The 18,837-nt window shown below is 66.3% G+C and carries 14 protein-coding genes; 4 read left to right on the top strand and 10 right to left on the bottom strand.

All coding sequences use genetic code 11. From position 1 onward, the window contains the following. The first annotated feature begins 40 nt into the window (after positions 1-40). The 3 genes from rsmG (at position 41) to AC1AYX_RS09645 (ending at position 3,205) form a co-directional block, all read left to right on the top strand. Positions 41-709, top strand: coding sequence for a 16S rRNA (guanine(527)-N(7))-methyltransferase RsmG (gene rsmG / locus AC1AYX_RS09655; protein WP_476503275.1), 669 nt, complete (start codon positions 41-43; stop codon positions 707-709). A 260-nt stretch (positions 710-969) separates the two neighbouring features. Continuing rightward, entirely contained in the window at positions 970-1,914 is a 945-nt protein-coding gene (locus AC1AYX_RS09650; RefSeq protein WP_476503288.1) for a ParA family protein, read from the top strand. A 1-nt stretch (position 1,915) separates the two neighbouring features. Further along, positions 1,916-3,205, top strand: coding sequence for a ParB/RepB/Spo0J family partition protein (locus AC1AYX_RS09645; protein ID WP_476503274.1), 1,290 nt, complete (start codon positions 1,916-1,918; stop codon positions 3,203-3,205). 320 nt (positions 3,206-3,525) lie between these two features. On the opposite strand, the gene AC1AYX_RS09640 is transcribed toward AC1AYX_RS09645, so the two are convergent. The 6 genes from AC1AYX_RS09640 to AC1AYX_RS09615 form a co-directional block, all read right to left on the bottom strand. Continuing rightward, positions 3,526-3,897: an endonuclease domain-containing protein gene (locus tag AC1AYX_RS09640; protein ID WP_476503273.1), complete on the bottom strand. Its 372-nt coding sequence runs from the start codon at positions 3,895-3,897 to the stop codon at positions 3,526-3,528. A gap of 260 nt (positions 3,898-4,157) precedes the next feature. Further along, complete coding sequence (locus AC1AYX_RS09635) at positions 4,158-5,393, bottom strand: NAD(P)/FAD-dependent oxidoreductase (protein ID WP_476503272.1); 1,236 nt, start codon at positions 5,391-5,393, stop codon at positions 4,158-4,160. Positions 5,394-5,647: 254 nt separating this feature from the next. Further along, the gene (locus AC1AYX_RS09630) at positions 5,648-7,636 is read right to left on the bottom strand and encodes a protein kinase family protein (RefSeq protein WP_476503271.1); all 1,989 of its coding nucleotides are present in this window, start codon (positions 7,634-7,636) and stop codon (positions 5,648-5,650) included. Between the two features lie 224 nt (positions 7,637-7,860). Further along, a complete protein-coding gene (murJ, locus tag AC1AYX_RS09625) occupies positions 7,861-9,507 on the bottom strand; it encodes a murein biosynthesis integral membrane protein MurJ (protein WP_476503270.1) in 1,647 nt (548 codons plus the stop codon). Continuing rightward, positions 9,504-11,717, bottom strand: coding sequence for a DUF6049 family protein (locus AC1AYX_RS09620; RefSeq protein WP_476503269.1), 2,214 nt, complete (start codon positions 11,715-11,717; stop codon positions 9,504-9,506). The genes murJ and AC1AYX_RS09620 overlap by 4 nt, the downstream gene beginning before the upstream one ends. Before the next feature lie 83 nt (positions 11,718-11,800). Further along, positions 11,801-12,811 (bottom strand): NUDIX hydrolase, encoded by a 1,011-nt coding sequence (locus AC1AYX_RS09615; protein ID WP_476503268.1) that lies wholly within the window; start codon positions 12,809-12,811, stop codon positions 11,801-11,803. Positions 12,812-12,931: 120 nt separating this feature from the next. Here AC1AYX_RS09615 and AC1AYX_RS09610 point away from each other — a divergent pair, with 120 nt between their 5' ends. Continuing rightward, positions 12,932-14,341, top strand: coding sequence for a CCA tRNA nucleotidyltransferase (locus AC1AYX_RS09610; RefSeq protein WP_476503267.1), 1,410 nt, complete (start codon positions 12,932-12,934; stop codon positions 14,339-14,341). Positions 14,342-14,535: 194 nt separating this feature from the next. Here AC1AYX_RS09610 and AC1AYX_RS09605 read toward each other — a convergent pair whose 3' ends face one another. From AC1AYX_RS09605 to AC1AYX_RS09590, 4 genes are read right to left on the bottom strand one after another with little or no spacing between them, the layout of a single operon-like run. Beyond that, positions 14,536-15,168 carry a LytR C-terminal domain-containing protein gene (locus AC1AYX_RS09605; protein WP_476503266.1) on the bottom strand — a complete coding sequence of 211 codons (633 nt, stop codon included), beginning with the start codon at positions 15,166-15,168 and terminating at the stop codon, positions 14,536-14,538. 47 nt (positions 15,169-15,215) lie between these two features. After that, complete coding sequence (locus AC1AYX_RS09600; RefSeq protein ID WP_476503265.1) at positions 15,216-16,118, bottom strand: 4-(cytidine 5'-diphospho)-2-C-methyl-D-erythritol kinase; 903 nt, start codon at positions 16,116-16,118, stop codon at positions 15,216-15,218. Continuing rightward, a complete protein-coding gene (gene rsmA, locus AC1AYX_RS09595) occupies positions 16,115-17,083 on the bottom strand; it encodes a 16S rRNA (adenine(1518)-N(6)/adenine(1519)-N(6))-dimethyltransferase RsmA (RefSeq protein WP_476503264.1) in 969 nt (322 codons plus the stop codon). Before rsmA ends, AC1AYX_RS09600 begins: the two co-directional genes overlap by 4 nt. Positions 17,084-17,120: 37 nt before the next feature. Beyond that, a complete protein-coding gene (locus AC1AYX_RS09590) occupies positions 17,121-18,662 on the bottom strand; it encodes an aggregation-promoting factor C-terminal-like domain-containing protein (protein ID WP_476503263.1) in 1,542 nt (513 codons plus the stop codon). Positions 18,663-18,837: the final 175 nt, after the last annotated feature.

Genomic DNA, 18,837 nt, shown 5'->3' with positions numbered 1-18,837 from the left:
TTGAGACTGCAGGAAACCGTAGAGAGAAGAGGGGAGTGGTATGGCCGACCAGCTGGACGGTTCGCCGGTGCTGCGCGATGTGCTTGGCGACGCCTATGAGCCGTTGCGCGTGTTTCACGTGAAACTCGCCGAGGAAGGGGAGCCGCGTGGGCTCATCGGCCCGCGCGACGTCGACATCATCTGGGAGCGGCATATCCTCAACTCGGCGGCGATTGTGCCGTTCGTGCGCGAGGCGACCGAAGGCGAGCGGTTCAAGACCGTGGCCGACGTCGGCAGTGGCGGTGGATTCCCCGGTCTGGTGGCAGCAGCGTGCCTGCCCGACCATGAGTTCACGTTGATCGAGCCGATGGAACGTCGCGTGGAATGGCTCAAGGAATGCCGTGACGCGATGGGGCTCAAGAACGTGAGCGTGTTCCGTGCCCGCTCCGAAGAGGTCATCGACGCCATGCGCCATGACCGCGACCTGCATCCGTACGCCGTGGTGACCTGCCGCGCCGTCGCCCCGATGACCAAGCTCGCTGGGTGGACGCTGCCGCTGCTGAAGCCCCACGGCAGGCTCGTCGCGCTCAAGGGACGTTCCGCCCAGGCGGAGATCGACAAGGCCGCCAAGGAGATCGGCAAGCGCCGCGGCGTGAATCCGAGGGTCGTCGAGGCCCAGGTCGGACCCGGTCTGGAGCCGACGCACGTGGTGCTGGTCGATAAGCGATAGGGGTGCGGTTTTCCACATTTCCACAGGTCGAACAAAGTTATCCACATTGTCAACCGAACGGTGGCTGTGCCGAAGAACGTTGATATATTGAGGATTTGAAACCAACGAAAACAGTCCGTCCACAGCCAGAGAATCGAGTTATCCACACTTATCCACATTTTTGTGGATAAGTGGGCAGTGCTGGAATCCGATCCCGAATGGGGTCGGATTCCAGCATGTTGTGTTGTCAAGGAGAGGTCATGGCCGATAATCAGAATCCGATGGAGTCCGCCGAACAGACCATCAGGCGCATCTTCGCCGAGGGGGAGTCGCCGGTCGGTGCGGAGATCGCATTGGAGTCCAATCGTTACGCCAAGCTGCAGCAGCAGAAGTTCCCGAAGCCGTCCCGGACGCGTCTGATCGCCATCGCGAACCAGAAGGGCGGTGTCGGCAAGACCACGTCGACGGTGAACCTGGCGGCCGCGCTGGCCGAGCACGGGATGCGCGTCCTGGTCATCGACATGGATCCGCAGGGCAATGCCTCCACCGCATTGGGTGTGAGCCACGCCTCGGGGGAGCCGTCCGTGTACGACGTGCTCGAAGGCCGTCTCACGCTGGCCGAGGCCATGCAGCCGTGCCCCGACTTCGACAACCTCGACGTGGTGCCTGCCTCCATCGATCTGTCCGGCGCGGAGCTCGAGGTCGCCGACCTGCCGAACCGCAACTCCCTGCTCAAGGAGGCCGTCGACAAGTTCCTCGGGGAATCCGAGCATCACTACGACTACGTGTTCATCGACTGCCCGCCGAGCCTCGGTCTGCTCGTCATCAACGCGATGTGCGCCGTGCACGAGATGCTCATCCCGATTCAGGCGGAGTACTACGCGCTCGAAGGTCTCGGCCAGCTCATCAACACGATCGGCCTGGTCCAGGACCACTTCAACCCGAGCCTGACCGTATCCACGATGCTCATCACGATGTTCGACCGCCGCACGCTGCTGAGCCGTGAGGTGTACAACGAGGTGAAGAAGCACTACCCGTCCATCGTGCTCGACACGACGATCCCGCGCACGGTGAAGATCTCGGAGGCACCGAGCTTCAGCAAGAGCGTCATCGTCTACGACCCGCACGGCATGGGCGCCATCTCCTACGGCGAGGCCGCGCTGGAGATCACCCGCCGTTCCGAAAACGTATTGGAAGCCATCGCGACCAGGATGAAGGAGGCCTGATATGTCATCGAAATCCCGTCTCGGCAAAGGCCTCGGCGCGCTGTTCCCTGAACTGCCGGGGGAGGACTCTCCGGAGGAGAAGCCCAAGCACGACATTCCCCAGCGTAGGAAGCTGGAGGTGAAGCCCGTCTCTGTTTCACGTGAAACCAAGAAGAAGAGCGAGCCGAAGTCCTCCTCCAAGCCGAAGAAGCAGCATCGCGCCGCAATGCCGGCGCTGAGCGACATCGCCCACCCGAGCGACATGTTCTTCAACGACACCGTCACCGGCGCCGTCGTGGAGAAGCCGATCCAGTCGTCGATCACCTCCCGCCAGTCCCCGTTGGAGAAGGCGACCGAACAGCATGTTTCACGTGAAACCGCGAAGAAGGAAAGCGACGAGAAGCCGGAGCTGAAGCCGGTTGAGGGCGGCTATCTGGCCGAGCTCAAGCTGTCCGACATCGGCCCGAACACCCACCAGCCGCGTACTGTCTTCGATGAGGACGATCTCAACGAACTGTCCGCCTCCATCAAGGAAGTCGGCGTCCTCCAGCCGATCGTCGTGCGGAAGCGTCCCGCCGCCCAGATCGAGGCGGCCCGCAAGGCGCAGGAAGGCCATGAGCCCGCCAATCAGTTCGACGGCCGCATGGACAGCCCGTACGAGCTCATCATGGGCGAACGCCGTTGGCGTGCCTCGCAGCTCGCCGGACTGGAGACGATCCCCGCCATCGTCAAGACGACCGCCGACGACGACATGCTGCGCGACGCCCTGCTGGAGAACCTGCATCGCGTCGCCCTGAACCCGCTCGAAGAGGCTGCCGCCTACCAGCAGATGATCGACGAGTTCGGTCTGACGCAGGCGCAGCTCTCCAAGTCGGTCTCCAAGTCGCGTCCGCAGATCGCCAACACGCTCCGACTGCTCAACCTTCCCGCCGGTGTGCAGAAGAAGGTCGCCGCCGGCATCCTCACCGCCGGCCATGCGCGTGCCCTGCTCGGACTCAACGACCCCGAGGCGATGGACAAGCTCGCCGTCCGCATCATCGCGGAAGGCCTGTCCGTGCGCAGCACCGAGGAGATCGTCGCGATGGCGAACCTCGACGACAAGGAACCGAAGAAGCCGAAGGCGCGCAAGAACGATCCGTGGGCCGGTTCGCCGATCAAGAGCAATCTGGAGGACCGCTTCGACACCAAGGTCTCGATCAAGGGCACCCCGAAGCACGGCCGCATCGAGATCGTCTTCTCGTCCCCCGAAGACATGGACCGCATCCTAGGCCTCCTCATGCCCAAAGACAACAAAAAGGACGACTGGCGCTAATCCCCGGACATGCGCCTACGACGCATGACAGCATTCTTGGCCCCCTCTGACGAGGGGGCTCCCGGCGGAGCCGGGTGGGGGAGAGACCCGCGGCCGTAGGCCGCAAAGAACTGAATCGGCCTTCGGTCGATACTATTTCTCCGCGGCCTGACGGCCGCTCTTCTTCTCTCCCTCCGGCCGCCTGCGGCGGCCACCTCGTCCGTAACAACGGACAGCCTGCGGCTGGCCTCATATCGGCTCGCCTGTCGGCTCGCACATCGCCTACAAACGCCTCCGGCGTTTGCTTTACGGCGATGTCCCGTCAGAGGGAGGCAATCGGGTTAGCATCTTCCTAATGCGGCAAGACGCTCCTTTGTCGTGCGGTCGATTACCGTGCATACTTCGTAGAATCGTGTGTCCACATCGTGATTGCTGAATCTGACGACCTGTATTCCCTGTTGGTTCAGCAATGCCGTGCGTTGATTATCCTGATTACGTTGGGATTGCGCGTAGTGTCCACCTCCATCCAATTCGATGGCCAACTGGGCTTTGGCGCAATAGAAATCGACGATGAAATCAGCGATAGGCTTCTGACGTTGCCACCGGACAGGCTGACCTCGTAGAAATTCGTACCACAGCTTCCGCTCCCACGGCGTCATATTGCGACGCAGGGAACGCGCATTGGCCACATTGCCGCGATTATATTCCTTCACACGATTCCAGCGTAGTCATCCTCGGCGAGTAGAAGAGGATTATCCGTCACGCGTAATCCGATATGCCTCCCTCTGATGAGGGAGGTGTCATCGCGAAGCGATGACGGAGGGAGAGAAGGGGAGCGGCCGTGAGGCCGCGGGGAAATTGTATCGGCCGTAGGCCGATTCCGTTTTCGCGGCCTGACGGCCGCGGTCTCTCCCCCACCCGGCTTCGCCGGGAGCCCCCTCGTCAGAGGGGGCCAAGTGGTTCGGTTCTTGCCTCAGTCGGCGAGGTAGTCTTGGGCGTCGAGGGCGGCTCGGCAGCCCATGCCGGCGGCGCTGATGGCCTGGCGGTAGGTGCGGTCGACGCAGTCGCCGGCGGCGAAGATGCCGGGCGTGTACGTGCGCGTGCTCGCGCCGTCCACGAGAATGTAGCCGTCGTCATCCTTCTTCACCACATCGCCGGTGAACGCGGTCGCGGGGGAGTGGCCGATCGCGACGAACACCGCCGCCGTGTCCAGCGTGCCGGTCTCGCCGGTCACCGTATCGCGGATGTCGACGGACGTGACGCTGCCGGCCGCCGGTGCGGCCGCGGGCAGCGTCACGCCGCCCAGCGCGTTGCCCAGCTTGAGCGGGAAACCTGCCGCGCTAGCGCCGTTCGCGTCGGCGGTCTTGTCCGCGCCACCGGCGAGACCGAGGCCTCCTGTTTTGCCGGCGTTCAGGGTGATGCCGTTGATCGGCTTGAGGGAGAGCGAGGTCGGGAGGGAGGACGTCGCGGAGGGTGCGGCGTTCGCACCGGTGACGTCCACGGCCGCGGCGCCCGCGCCGGCGGCACCAGCACTATCGGTTCCCGTGGTGCCGCCGTGGATGGCGGTGACGACGGTGTTGGTGAGGAGGGTGAGTTTATCGTTTGCGCGGGCGCGTTCCACCATGATCGCGGAGGCGCGGAACTCGTCGCGACGATGGATCAGCGTGACCGACGAGCCGAATCGCGTCAGATACAGCGCCTCCTCGAACGCGGAATCACCGCCGCCGACCACGACGATCGGCTTGTTCCTGAAGAAGAACCCGTCGCAGGTGGCGCAATAGGAGACGCCGTGACCGGAATACTCCTCCTCGCCGGGCACGCCCAGTTTGCGGTAGGACGATCCGGTTGCGACGATCACCGCGCGGGATTCCAGCACGTCGCCGGAATCCAACGTGACGCGCTTGATGCCGTCCGTGGCGGCGTTCTCGCCGCCGGTCGCATCATCGAGCGCGATCGAGGTGACGTCCTCATGAATGAACTCGGTGCCGAAACGCTCCGCCTGGGCGCGCATCGCGTCCATCAGATCGGGGCCGAGAATACCGTCCGGGAACCCGGGGAAATTCTCCACTTCGGTGGTGTTGACGAGCTGGCCGCCGGGGGCGAGGGCGCCGGTGACGAGCACCGGGCGCAAGCCGGCGCGACCCAGATAGATGGCCGCCGTGTAACCGGCCGGCCCCGAACCGATGATGATCACGTTATGCACAGTCATACTGACAGCCTAGCCAAGGGGGTTCTCTCCCTCAGTCGGCCAAGAGGGGCCGATAAAGAAAGCCTCCCTCTGAGGAGGGAGGTGTCATCGCGAAGCGATGACGGAGGGAGAGAAGAAGAGCGGGCGTCAGGCCGCGGAGAAATAGTATCGGCCATAGGCCGATTTAGTTTTTCGCGGCCTGCGGGCGCGGTCTCTCCCCCAGTCAGCCTTCGGCTGACAGCCCCCTCGTCAGAGGGGGCCGAAAACGGGGTCACTCAGCGGTAGTAGGCGGCGGTGACGTTGATGTATTCGATGTCGGATTCGGCGGAGCCGTTGGTGGAGGCGCCGTTGGAGTCGTTGGACGTCTCGTTGTTGGACGTGTCGCCGAACGGCACGTTCTCCAGGTTCTTCTGGCTCGGCCACTGGTTGTTCTTGTCGACGCCGCTGTCCGCCGGGTTGGTGTTGCTGTGCATGAACGTCAGCACCGCGAACACGAGTGCCGCGACGATGAGCACGCTGGCGACGATGACCACCACCACCGTCGTGGTCATCTTGCCGAACAGACGCTGCTTCGCGAGATTATCGCCGTCGCCCTGGGCGGCATCGGCCTGCACCGGAGACTCCTTCGGGGTGAAGCTCGGCGGCTGCTGCATCGACGCGTCCGGCATGGCGACGCCACGCGCGTGCGGCGCAGGCGCGAACGCCACCGGCGTTCCGGCCGCACCATCATGTCCGATCGGCGCCATGTCGACGATCGTCGCGTCGGCGTCGGGAACGGGAATGCTCGGCGGAACGGCACCGGCGTTCGCGCCGGCAACGCCGTTCCCGGCCTGTGTTCCGATCGTTCCGTTCGCACCGGACGCACCGGACGCACCGGACGCACCGGACGCACCGGACGTCCCCGCCGCGGCAGGCGCGCCAGCGCCCAGGCCGCCGGCGACGGCCGTACCGGCCGCACCAGCGCCCGCAACCGGGGCTCCCGCACTCGCCGCACCGGACGCCGCGCCCGCGCCAGCGGTACCGGCGGCCGGAGCAGCGGACTTCGCCTTCATCTCGTGACGCACCGACGACACGTCGATCGCCTCGGTGGCCATGTTCGGATCGACGAACACGGGGATACGCGTGGTTTCCTCGCCGGGATTCGCGCCGGACGGCATCGTCGGCAGCGCCTGCGTCTGGAACGAGAACTCGTGGAACAGGTCGTCGCCCTGATAACCCTGATAACCCTGATAACCCTGATACCCCTGATAGTTCTGATAACCGGAGTCGTCGGAAGCCGGACGTTCGGGCAGCGCCGGCATGCGCATCGGCTTGCCCTTCGCGTCGGTGGGCAGACGGCCCGGCTGGTCGCCGAGCACGCGCGGCGAATAGTTGTCGAACGCGGCCTGCATTTCGGCGAACGTCTGCTTGTTCTGCTCGGCCACCACCTGTTCGGCGTGACGCGCGGCCTCCGCCTCGGTGAGCGGGCGGTGGATGGTGAGGTCCGGCAGCTTCTCGGTCGTGACCACGTGATGCGGCAGGCTGGTCAGATGCTCGTTGCGCATGTCGCGCACATGCACGGTGGCGATCGAGCCGGCACCGGCGTCGGACGGCAGCGCGATGTCCTGATCGGTCAGGTCGGTGAGCGGCTTGCACTCGCCCAGCAGCGCGGTCAGCTCGCTCAGCGTGAGCATCGGCTCGCTGCGGCGGCCGTCCTCCTTGGTGAGCTCCAGGCCGCGGGACAGAATCACGTGGAATTCGCCGGGGATGTCGCCGATCGACGCAAGATCGTACGTCGTGTTCAGCGAGGTCGGGCGGCGCGTCAGCATCGCGTACAGCACGGACGCCAGCTGACGGATGGCGAGCTGTTCGCCCTGGATCGTCTTGGGGGCCTTCGTCGGTTCGACGAGCAGGCCGGCCAGCGGCGCATCGGCGATCTCGATGCCCTGCACGGAGATGCGGATCGTGTCGGTGGACAGACGCGGCTGCTCCAGCGCGGTCGCGATGGTCGCGGTTTCGGCGATGATCGAACGCATCGCCTCGAAGCTGATCGTGCCGCGGGCCGGTCCGTTCAGATATTCGGTGAGGGACAGGCCGCTTTCCACGCGCGTGACGAGCACGGCGGCGTCGCCCGAACGGCGGAACTGCAGCACCGGCGTGATGCCGCTCTTGCGGCCGAGCTGCGTGGCCAGCGACGACACGTCCTCCAGCGTGCCCGGATCCGTGAGCACGAACAGCTGGCAATCGTGGGCGAGCACGCGGTCGTTGGCCCTCCAAGCCTGCACACCGGGCTCGTCACGAAGCAGCGTGACCAGGGTATAGCGGTTGAAAAGCGTGTCTCCCAGCTGAGGCTTCATAGTTTCTTCGACTCCGTAATGCGTAAGCGCTTCGACGCCACCATACGAGTCGATGGCGCTGCTGTCATTCTAATCATGGGGATGGTCGAAAAGGAAGGCGTCGTCACGGCATCATCGCATCATGTCGCCGTCGCCGAACCGTCGCCGGACCATCACCGGCGGCGCAGCACGCGCGCGGACGCCGACCGCACGATCGCGGTGAACTCCTCGCAACGTAGCACGACGAGCATCACCGCGTACACGACCGCCGTGACCACCGTCGTCAGCGCGCAGAAGCCGAACGCCTGGAACCAGTTGAGACGGTCGTCGCGCATCGACGCGCCCAGCAGCGCCATGGCCGGATCGGTGAGCAGCCACGCGACCAGACCGGCGACGACCGCCGCCAGCAGCGCCTTCAGATACGTGACCGCGATGCGGCGGCCGTCCAGACTGCCGGCGAAGCGGCGTCGCAGCATCATGACCAGCGAGGGGAAGCTCAGCAGGTAGCCGACCGTCATCGCGAGGCCCACGCCGGCCGTCCAGTAGCGGGCGGGCGCGAGCAGCATCACGGCGATCTCGAACACGACCTGGATGACGCTCACCTGCAGCTGGAACAGGAACGGGTGACGGCCGTCCTCGAACGCGAAGAACGTGCGCTGGATGAGCAGGTAGGCGCTCGTGAGCGGCAGGCCGAGCGCCAGCGCGACCATCGGCCCGGCGATCAGCTTCGCCTCGGGCACGTTGACGCTGGGCAGCAACGCGATCGTGATCGGCACCGGCATCACGACGATCGCCATCGTGAAGTACATCATCATCACGCCGACGTTGCGCAGGGCCCCGCTCAGGTCCTCGCGCGCCTCGTCGAGGTTGTGCGCGGCGACCGCGCGCGAGATCTTCGGGAAGATCGCGGTGCCGACCGACACGGCGATCAGCGAATACGGCAGGATGTACAGCGTGAACGCGTTCTGGTAGGAGCCGTTGCCGGCGATGCCGTACAGGTCGTTGCCGGCGAACGGGGCGCCGTTGGTGATGCGCGCGTTGACGATGTTCGCGAGCTCCTGCACGCCCATCACGCCGACGCTCCACGCGGCCACCGGGCCCATCGCCTTGAGGCCGATGCCGCTCACGCCCCACTGCGGACGGTAGTGCAGGCCGAGGCGCATCAGCGGGACGAACAGGATCACCGCCTGGAACGCGACGCCCAGCGTCCACGTGCCGGCCGTGAGCATCACCTTGCCGGTGGTCCAGAACTCGAGCGGCGCGCGTGAGGCGGGGCCGAACAGGAACAGGAACATCGTGAAGCCGGCGCAGCTGATCACGTTCGCGCCGACCGAGCTCCACGCGTAGGTGACGAAGTTGTCCTTTGCGGCGAGAATCTGGCCGAGCACCGTGTACAGGCCGTAGAAGAAGATCTGCGGCATGCACCACAGCGTGAACGCGTTGACGAGCGCGCGCTCCGCCGGGCCCCAGCTGTTGTCGAGGTACAGCATCGTGAGCAGCGGGGTGGCGAGCATCATCAGCAGGGTCATGCCGGCGAGCATCGCGATCGCCAGGGTGATGAGCTTGTTGAGGCGGTCCTGCGCGTCATGCTCCTTGAGCGTGCGCACGATCTGCGGCACGAGCACCGCGTTGAAGATGCCGCCCGAGATCACGGTGAACAGCACCTGCGGGATCATCGCGCCCGTCTGGTAGGCGTTCGCGGCGATGCCGGTCGTGCCGAGGCACGCGGCGAGCAGGATCGTGCGGATCTGGCCGGTGATGCGTGAGGCCATCGTCCCCGATGCCATGATCAGGGAGTTGCGGCCGACGTTGGAACTCATTCGTCGGGGTCCTTCTTACGGTTGAACTGTCGCCACAGGCCGAGCGCGCCGAGCGCCACGGCGAGGCCGATGATGATGAAGCCGGTCTTGTCGCTGATCTTGAGCACGCAGTTGATCGCCGTGTCCTGCGAACCGCCGAACGTGCCGCCGTTGCGGTCCTGCAGCGAGACGTGCGCGGTGGCCGAACCGGAGGTCGCGGCGCGCAGCGTGAACGTCACCTGCGCCTCGCCGCGCGCCGGGATCGTCACCGTGTTGCGGCGCGACGTGACGATTTCCGGCGAATCGGTGATCGAGAAGACGCGGATCGTGACCGGGTAGGGGGTGGCGTTGCTGACGGTCACCGGCATCGTCGCGGTTTCCGAGACCATCGTCACCGTCTCGGACGGCGTGAGGCTCACGCCACCGAGCACGTCGTTGGCGAGCTGTTGCGCGCCGCCCACGGCCGTCATCGATGTGGTCGTGTCGACGCCTGCCGAGCCGCCGTCGATGGAGAGGGCGTGCAGCGCGAGTTCCGCGTGCGCGGCGAGCAGCCGCTCGACCCACGCGTTGGCCGCCGTGCCGCCGGCGGCCGCGCGTGAGGCCGTGCGTTTCGCGTCCTGCCGCGCCAGCGCCTGTGCGTCGTCCGTCGCGTCGCCGCCGTCGAGGATGCTGTCGCGGAAGCGCGTGATGTCGCCGCGTCCTGCGGACAGCGAGGCGATCACGTTCGTCACGTCCGAGGAGTCCGCCGCGGACATGCCCGATTCTGCGGGCACGGCCGCGCGCGCGTCGTCGCCGGTCACGTAGGGATCGGCGTGCTCCAGAGCGTCGAAGTCGGTGGTTTTGAGCCAGGACGCCGATTCGACGGCGCTCATGAACGCGTCCACGGTGGAGGCGTCCGTGTCGGCGGAGAAGCAGACGAGCAGGTTGCGTTCGTTGTACGGCTGCTCCATCTGGTAGAACGCGCTCTGCGCGACGAAGCGGGCGAGACGGCCCGCCATCGTCGACTCGGCCGTGGCCTTCGCGTTCGTGGCCTTGCCTTTGGCGAGGTTGCTCAGTTCGCGCTGTTCGACGAGCACGGTCACGTCGCCGGCGTCGGTCGGCACGATCGCGGTGCCCGTGTGCACGGTGTCCGTTTCGGACGATTCGAAGTCATGCGTGGAGATGACGGTCGTGTAGCCCTGGCGGCGGGCGGCGGTGAGCGCGTCGAGCGTCCACTGGCCCTGGCCCTGCCAGGCGATCGTCTGCGACGTGGCCTTCTGGTCGCCGAGCGCCGCACGGTAGTCGGCGAGGGCGGCGTCCGCGTTCCACGCATCGTCGGTGATGCCGGCGCTCGTGTAGCGTGCCGCGGCGTTCTCCTGCGCCGCGTAGGCGGTGATGTCGAAGCTCGCGGGCTGCATGATCGCCTTCGTCTGCGGCGGCATCGCCAGCGCGTCCAGATACGTGGGGTCGGCGATGGTCTGCAGCGAGGAGTGCTTCGAGATGGCCTGTTCGAGCGCATGGTCGAAGTGCGTGTGGTCGCCGTCCAGCACGGCCGCGCCGGTGGAGGTGGCGGAGGAGTTCGTGGAGCCGTCGGTGTCGGCGTCAGCGTCGGTGACGAGCTTCGTGAGCGTGTCCGCGTCGGCGGTCCAATGGTCGCTGGTCAGCGGCATCGCCATCGTGATGTTCATCGCCGGCGTGTTCGCGTTGTCGAGTCCGGCGGCCGAACGCGTCAGGAACGTGTGGACCTCGACGTTCGCGTCGTCGTGGCTGTACGTGACGAGCAGCGGCTTCGGACCCCAGTTGAGCATCTGCGTGAGGGCGTCCGCGCCGGCGTCCTGATCGATCGTGACCGTCGCGCTCTGCTTCGGCTGCAGCGCGGGCACGGACGCCGAGCCGAGGCTCGCCGGCGCGGGGATCGGACTGTCGGACTGCGCCCACTCCTGCATGTCGGTGCGGGAGGTGAACGTGAACATCGGATTCGTCTCGAGCGTGACCTCGCCAGCCGCCCACGCGGAGTCACCGGTGTTCGTGACGGTCGCCTTGAGATGGAAACCGGACGTGTCGGTGACGACCGCGGTCATCTCGGTCAGCGCGAGCGTCTGCGTGGCGGTCGCGTCGGAGTCGTCATCGGTCGTGCCGGTGCTGTCCGTGCCGGTGCTCGTCGACTGTGCGGATTGCGTGGCGGTGCCGTTGTCGCCGTCGGCGGCGAAGGCGGTGGCCGGCGGCAGCACGGCACCTGCCACGACCGCCACGGCACCTGCCACGACCGCCACGGCGATCAGCAGACCCGTCAGAATGCGCCATGCCTGGATGCGTCGTAGGGGGGCGTATGGAATCACTCGTTTGCCTGCCTGTTCAGTTTCCGGGAGTAGAGCCATGCAATCTTGCGCTCATTAGGGTAGCTGAGCACATCGTCCAAGTCCTTGAAATCCACCCAGATCGCGTCCTCCGCCTCATGATCGGGGTCGCCTTCCACGGTGAGGTCGCCGCCGATCTGCTTCAACGCGAAATGATGGACGAGCTTGTGCACGCGCTGCGTCGTGCCGGTGAACCAGTAGTCGATCGTCGCGATCGACTCGACCACCTCACCGAGGATGCCCGTCTCCTCGTGCACCTCGCGCACGGCCGTCTGCTGCGGCGTCTCGCCCTTCTCGATATGGCCCTTCGGCAGGCACCATTCGAGGTGGCCGCTGCGCGAGTGGCGGGCGATGATCGCCACCCGACCGCGCTCGTCGAACACGAGTCCGCCGGCCGAATACTCGCGCACGACGGGCAGCTCCTGCGCGTCGAGCGAGGCGAACGTCGTCGGGCCGTCGGACGTGCGTTTGCGCGGCATCATCGCCGGTGTCGGGATGCGCGGGTTCGTCGCGGCCGCGTCCGGCGTCGCGGCGTCCACGGTGGTCACCGTGACGCCGCCCGCCGGCTCGACCGTGACCGACGCCGTGACCGACGTCTCGACGCGCGTCGTGATGCGCTGGCCGCTGGGCGTCGTGTCGGAACCGGTGACGCGCACGCGCGCGAACACGGTCGCCGGAGTTGGCGTCGACATCGGCGTCGCCTTCGCCGCCTCCCGCGCGACCACCGACGCGACCGTCTGCGCCGTGTCGAGCGTGCCGGCGGTGTCGATGATGTCGCTCACCATCGGCGGTTCCGGCACGGCTGCCGGTTCGGTCCGCGCGGTCGCGGAAGCGGGTTTCGGTGATGGCGTGACGGGCGCGGGAACGGGCTTCGGACGGGATTGTGACGTGTACATGAGCACGTCGTCGTCATGGCCGTTTTGGGTATGGTTGACCGCGGCATCGTCGGCATGCTCCAGCATGCGCGCAAGGTCCGCGGGCGTAATCATGCCTTCCACCTTACTCAAGTCCCTGTGCATGTCGAGTAACGGTATGCTGGTAGCGACAGATACCAAGACGATGCACCGTGACCGATGCGCGGCGTATGAACCGTGTCCGAAAGGATTGGCGTGGATTTCGAAGTTTGGCCTGAAGCCATTGAATTGGGTCGCATGTTCGCCGCCGAAGGCTACGAGCTGGCGTTGGTGGGCGGGCCCGTGCGCGACCTGCTGCTGCATCGCCGCAGCCACGACCTCGACTTCTGCACGTCGGCGCGCCCCGAGCAGTTCGAGCCGATCCTGCGCCGCTTCGGCCACGACGGCTTCTGGGACATGGGCCGCAAGTTCGGCACGCTGGGCGCGATGCGCCGACGCGACGACGGCACCGAGGTCAAGGTGGAGGTCACCACCTACCGTTCCGACACCTACGATCCGGATTCGCGCAAGCCGGAGGTCCAGTACGGCGACACGTTGGAAGGCGACCTGTCCCGCCGCGACTTCACCGTCAACGCGATGGCGCTGCGCGTGCCCGACCTCGAATTCGTCGACCCGTTCGGCGGCGCGAACGACCTCGCGAAGGGCGTCCTGCGCACGCCGGTCGACCCGCGCCAGTCGTTCGACGACGATCCGTTGCGCATGATGCGCGCCGTGCGCTTCGTCGCCCAGCTCGGCTTCTCCATCGAACCGGAGACCGCCGAGGCAATCAGCGCGATGACCGAACGCATCTCGATCGTGTCCGCCGAACGCGTGCGCGACGAGCTCACCAAGCTGCTGCTCTCCGACCGCCCGCGCGCCGGCATCGAGGCGCTCGTCGAATCCGGGTTGGCGGACATCGTCCTGCCGGAGATCCCCGCGCTCGAACTGCAGATCGACGAGCATCACCGCCACAAGGACGTGTTCGAGCACACGATGATCGTGCTCGACCGCGCCGTCGCGCTCGAAACCGGCGAGGACGGCCCGGTGCCGCGCCCCGACCTGACGCTGCGTCTCGCCGCGATCATGCACGACGTCGGCAAGCCGAAGACGCGCCGGTTCGAACCGGGCGGCAAGGTGAGCTTCCACCATCACGACGCCGTCGGCGCGAAGCTGACGCGCAAGCGCCTCAAGGCGCTGCGCTTCGACCACCACATCGTCGACGACGTGAGCGAGCTCGTCAACCTGCACCTGCGCTTCCACGGCTACGTGGACGAGCCGTGGACGGACTCCGCGGTGCGCCGCTACGTGAAGGACGCCGGCCATCTGTACGAGCGGCTCAACCGTCTGACCCGTGCCGACGCGACCACGCAGAACCGCCGCAAGGCGCGCATCTTCGCCGAGGCGATGGACGAGATGGAGGCCCGCGTCAAGGAGCTCAAGGAGAAGGAGGACTTCGACGCGATCCGCCCGGATCTGGACGGCAACGAGATCATGTCGATCCTCGGTCTCGAGCCCGGCCCGATGGTCGGCCAAGCCTACCGCCACATGCTCGAATACCGCCTCGATAACGGCCCCGTAGACCACGACACCGCCGTCGAAGAGCTGAAGAGATGGGCGAGTGAGTAGACTCGGCCCCCTCTGACGAGGGGGCTCCCGGCGGAGCCGGGTGGGGGAGAGAAAGAAGAGCGGCCGTAGGCCGCGGGAAACATGGAATCGGCCTTTGGCCGATGCGTTTTCCCCGCGGCCTACGGCCGCTCGAGTCTCTCCCTCCGACCGCCTGCGGCGGCCACCTCCCTCATCAGAGGGAGGCAGATAATCGATCAGTTGATCTCGGTGTGCTTGTCGGCTTTTCTCAGGCCGGCCTGCTGCATGGCCTCGACGGTCTTGCAGCCGTCGAAGTCCTTGATTGTGTCGCCGTGCTTCTTGACTTCCTTCTCGGAGTTCAGGTTGTTGAACGTGGCGCCGATCACCACGTCGACGAGACGATCCTGACGGTCATCCATCACGAGCACCGCGTCCGGGATGTACTCCTTGACCGTGTACGCCGGGTTGATCGCGTTCACGCCGAAGTAGATGGTCGTGCGGGTCACCTTGGCGCTCGTGTACGAGTCGATGGTGCGCACGTCGAACTGGCGGTCCTTGAGCGCCTCGCCGACGGCCGCGCCCAGGCCGGTGAACTCGGTGCCGTTGCGCACGCGCAGGATCACCGAATTGTTGTCCGCCCACTTCATCGCGGTGCCGTCCTCGTTCTTCGCGGCGCACGGCACGGCCACGCCGTAGTTCGGCTTCGTGGCCTTCTTGGCCTGCTGATCGACCTGGATCACGCCGGTGAAGAACAGCGTCGCGACGATGAGCACGACCACGAGAATCGCGCCGGTGATGGAGAACACGATCTTCTGACGGCGTAGCACATACGCCTTGCGTGCCTCGCGCTCGTCATACTCTTCGGCCATTCGGTTCCCTTTCCTTCGCTGCCTGACTTACGCAGTGCCTATTTACCTTAGCGTGCAACCGTGACGCTGACCGACGGGACGGCGGGCGCTTCGGCCGCGATGATGCGGTCCACCGCCTTCGACCGTTCCCATGCGGCGATCACGTCACGGCGGATGGACGGCGTGGGCGTGAACGCCACGACGGACGGCCCCGATCCGGAGACGAACGCGTGGCTCGCGCCCGCCGCCAACGCCTCGCGGATCGCGGCGCCGGAGCGCGGATGCAGGCTGACCGCCGCCTTCTGCAGGTGGTTCCGGTCGCCTTCGCCGGCACCTACCACGTCGAATTCGCCGTACACTTCGGGCGTGCTCAGCTGCGCCTGGTAGGCGCCGACGAGCAGCGATCCCGTATACCCCTGTTCGCGCAGTCCGCGCGCCGCATCGGAATCGTCGGGAATCGTCTCGATGATCTCGCCGTATCCGGTGCCGCGCGCATAGCCGCCGGCCACGCAGAACGGCATGTCCGCGCCGAGCGTCGCCGCGACCTCGCGCAGCCGGTCGAGCGGCCAGTCGAGCTCCCACAGCGCGTTCAGCGCGAGGATCGTCGCCGCGGCGTCCGCCGATCCGCCGGCGAGACCCGCGCCGACCGGAATGCGTTTCTCGATCGTCAGCGCGACGTCCGGTTCGCGGCCCGCCGCCTCGGCCATCGCGAACAGGGCGAGCACGGCGTGATTGCGGCGCATGTCCGCCGACGATGACGCGAGGTCGCCGAGATGCTCGCCGCCCAGGTCGAGCGAGAATCCGGCGCCGGCCGGTTTCGCCGTGGCAGTGACCGTGTCGGTCAGACTGACCGCGCAGTAGATCGTGTCGAGCTCGTGGCGTCCGCCCCACTCGGCGTGGGAGGGACCGACCTCGAGCGTGAGATTCGTCTTCGCCGGACAGTCGACGCTCACCGTGACGGGCGTGCTCATCGCGACGCCTCCGCCGCGTCGCCGTCGGCATGCGCGTCGTCGCCATCGCCGGAAAGCCGCATGACCGCCTCGGCCAACGCGGTGAACTCGTCGATGGTGAGGGTCTCGCCGCGACGTGTCGGATCGATGCCGGCCGCCTCGAACGTGCCGGCGGGAACCGTCTTCTTCAACGCGGCGTGCAGGGTCTTGCGACGCTGGCCGAAGGCCGCGTCGATGAGACGGAACGTCTCCTTGCGCAGGGACTCGGCGTGCGCCGCGACCTCGTCGCCGGCGACGCCGTCGTGCCGCGTGCGCGTGAACGCGACCAACGCGGAGTCGACGTTCGGCGCCGGCCAGAACACGTTGCGGCCGATCGTGCCGACGCGCGAAGCCTCGCCGTACCAGGCGAGCTTCACGCTCGGCGTGCCGTAGATCTTGCTGCCGGGCGTGGCGGCGAGACGGTCGGCGACCTCCTTCTGCACCATCACGAGGAACGATTCGAGGTTCGCGAACCGTTCCAGCAGCGTGAGGATGATCGGCGTCGCGACGTTGTACGGCAGGTTCGCGACGAGCGTGAACGGCTCGTCGCCGGCGAAGTCCGGCAGGTTCGCGGGATCGACGGTGAGCGCGTCGCGGTTGACGACGGCGAACCGGTCCACGGCTTCCGGCATGAACTCGGCGATCGTGTCCGGCAGACGCTCGGCCAGCGGCGGGTCGATCTCGACGGCGGTCATGCGCGCGCCGGTCTCGAGGATCGCCAAGGTGAGCGAGCCGAGACCGGGGCCGACCTCGAGCACGTGGCTTTCCGGGCCGACGTGCGCCTCACGCACGATGCGGCGCACGGTGCCCGGATCGATGACGAAGTTCTGGCCGAACTTCTTGGTGGGGCTCACGCCCGCCTCGGCGGCGATGCGGCGGATGTCGGCGGCGCCGAGCAGATGGCCCGTGGCCGTCTCCTCGGCGGTTGCGGTGGGTTCAGTCGTCACGTCGTTCAATACACCTTCCGAAATGGGATTCACGATATCAGTACCAGCCCTGCTGCTCCCAGATGCGCTTGCAGTTGGTGGGCGTGCCGTAGCGCTGGGCGATGTAGCTCAGACCCCAGTCGATCTGCACGGCGCCGTCGTCCTGCCAGCCGGTGCCCATCTTCGAGCCGGGCAGCGCCTGCGGGATGCCGTAGGCGGAGGAATACGGGTTGGCGGCGTTCCAACGCCAGCCGGACTCCTTGTTCCACAGCCAGACGATCGCGTCCCATTCGGCGCCGGTCCAGCCGCGCTGGGCGGCGGCCGCGGCCGCGTAGGTCTGCGCCTGGGCGACGCTCGGGTGCCACAGGCGGCCCGAACCGGAGCTGGAGCCGCCGGAGTTGCCGCTGTTGCCGGAATTTCCGGAGTTTCCGGAGTTTCCGCTGTTGCCCGAGTTGTTCCCGGAGTTGCCGGAATTCCCCGAGTTGTTGCCGCCGGAGTTGTTGTTTCCGGAGTTTCCGCTGTTGCCCGAGTTACCGGAGTTCGAGCCGGAATTGTTGGAGTTGCCCGAGTTCGAGTTGCCCGAGTTGTTCGAGTTGCTGCCGGAGTTCGACTCGTTCTTCTTGTCGGAGGAATCGTTCTTGTCGGACTGGTCCTTGTCGTCGTTCTTGTTCGACGTGTTCGGCTTCGTGGACTGGTTCGAACCGGAATCGGCCTTGCCGCTGCCGGTGTCCTCCTTTGGCTCCTCGACCTTCTCCGGACCGACCGCGATGATCTGGTCGACCGCGGCCTTCGTCGTCGTCTCGCTGGCGAGCGTCTCGCTCTCCGCGACGCCGTCCACATAGGTCACGTCGAAGACCTGCTGGATCTCGCCGTTCTGGCCCTGCTGGCGGATTTCCGTCTGGCCGGATTCGAGCGAGGAATCGATGATCGTCTGCGTGGAGTACGGCACCGACTTGGTGCGCGTCTCCTGGCCGTGGGTCACGCGCCTGACGCGCAGGATCGTCTCGCCGCCGTCCTCTTCGACGCTGACGCGATCCTCCTTGCCCACGTTGATGCCCTTGGAATCGAGGATGGAGGCCGCCGGAAGCTTGCCGTTCGGCGCTTCGGACGACTTGCCGTCCGCGATGACCGTGACCGGGCCCTCCTTGTTGATGACGAGTCCGCCGGTCAGCTGGTTGTAGATGTTGTCGATGTCGACGGTGATCTTCGAGGCCTGCTTCTCGTTCGCCTTGAAGAATCCGATGAGCTGGTCGGCGCTGTCCGCCACCGTCCAGAACGGAATCTCCTCGCCGTCCACGTTCACGGTGGTCTGATAGGCGCTGCGCACGGTGACGACCGCATGGTTGGCGAGCGTGCTGCCGGACGAGGACTGCACGAGATCATGCGTCTTGACGCTGACGCCCTGCTCCTCGAGCAGACGGTCGACGCTCATCGCGTAGGTCTGGACGGTCGTCGTCTTGCCGTTCACCGTCAGCGCCACCGACTTGCGCGCGGAGAACGCGAACGTCGCCACACACGCCGCGAGCACCGTCACGACGCACACGGCCACACGGATACGACGCAACATCACGAATCGTTGCGGGGTCCACCGCCGTGCCATGCCATTACCTCGTTTCCCGCCCGCGATCGGTCCGGGCGCACTCGGTGCCCATCGTAGCGCACGGGCTATAGGAACCAAACGTGGTGTTTATGACCGGGGTTTGGCCTTGTGACAGTAGGCGTGTCGGGTTGGTTTTAACACGATGTCGCGTTAAAGACCGCCGGTTCGGCCGGCT

Source organism: Bifidobacterium sp. LH_419, assembly GCF_056356955.1.
This window is presented reverse-complemented; position numbering and strand designations above follow the sequence as displayed.

Bases quoted from the DNA above. Each gene is read 5' to 3' on its own strand.
- AC1AYX_RS09650 (WP_476503288.1), top strand. From the start codon at position 970: ATGGAGTCCGCCGAACAGACCATCAGGCGCATCTTCGCCGAGGGGGAG.
- AC1AYX_RS09615 (WP_476503268.1), bottom strand. From the start codon at position 12,811: ATGATTACGCCCGCGGACCTTGCGCGCATGCTGGAGCATGCCGACGAT.
- murJ (WP_476503270.1), bottom strand. From the start codon at position 9,507: ATGAGTTCCAACGTCGGCCGCAACTCCCTGATCATGGCATCGGGGACG.
- AC1AYX_RS09645 (WP_476503274.1), top strand. From the start codon at position 1,916: ATGTCATCGAAATCCCGTCTCGGCAAAGGCCTCGGCGCGCTGTTCCCT.
- AC1AYX_RS09590 (WP_476503263.1), bottom strand. From the start codon at position 18,662: ATGGCACGGCGGTGGACCCCGCAACGATTCGTGATGTTGCGTCGTATC.
- AC1AYX_RS09605 (WP_476503266.1), bottom strand. From the start codon at position 15,168: ATGGCCGAAGAGTATGACGAGCGCGAGGCACGCAAGGCGTATGTGCTA.
- AC1AYX_RS09635 (WP_476503272.1), bottom strand. From the start codon at position 5,393: ATGACTGTGCATAACGTGATCATCATCGGTTCGGGGCCGGCCGGTTAC.
- rsmG (WP_476503275.1), top strand. From the start codon at position 41: ATGGCCGACCAGCTGGACGGTTCGCCGGTGCTGCGCGATGTGCTTGGC.
- AC1AYX_RS09600 (WP_476503265.1), bottom strand. From the start codon at position 16,118: ATGAGCACGCCCGTCACGGTGAGCGTCGACTGTCCGGCGAAGACGAAT.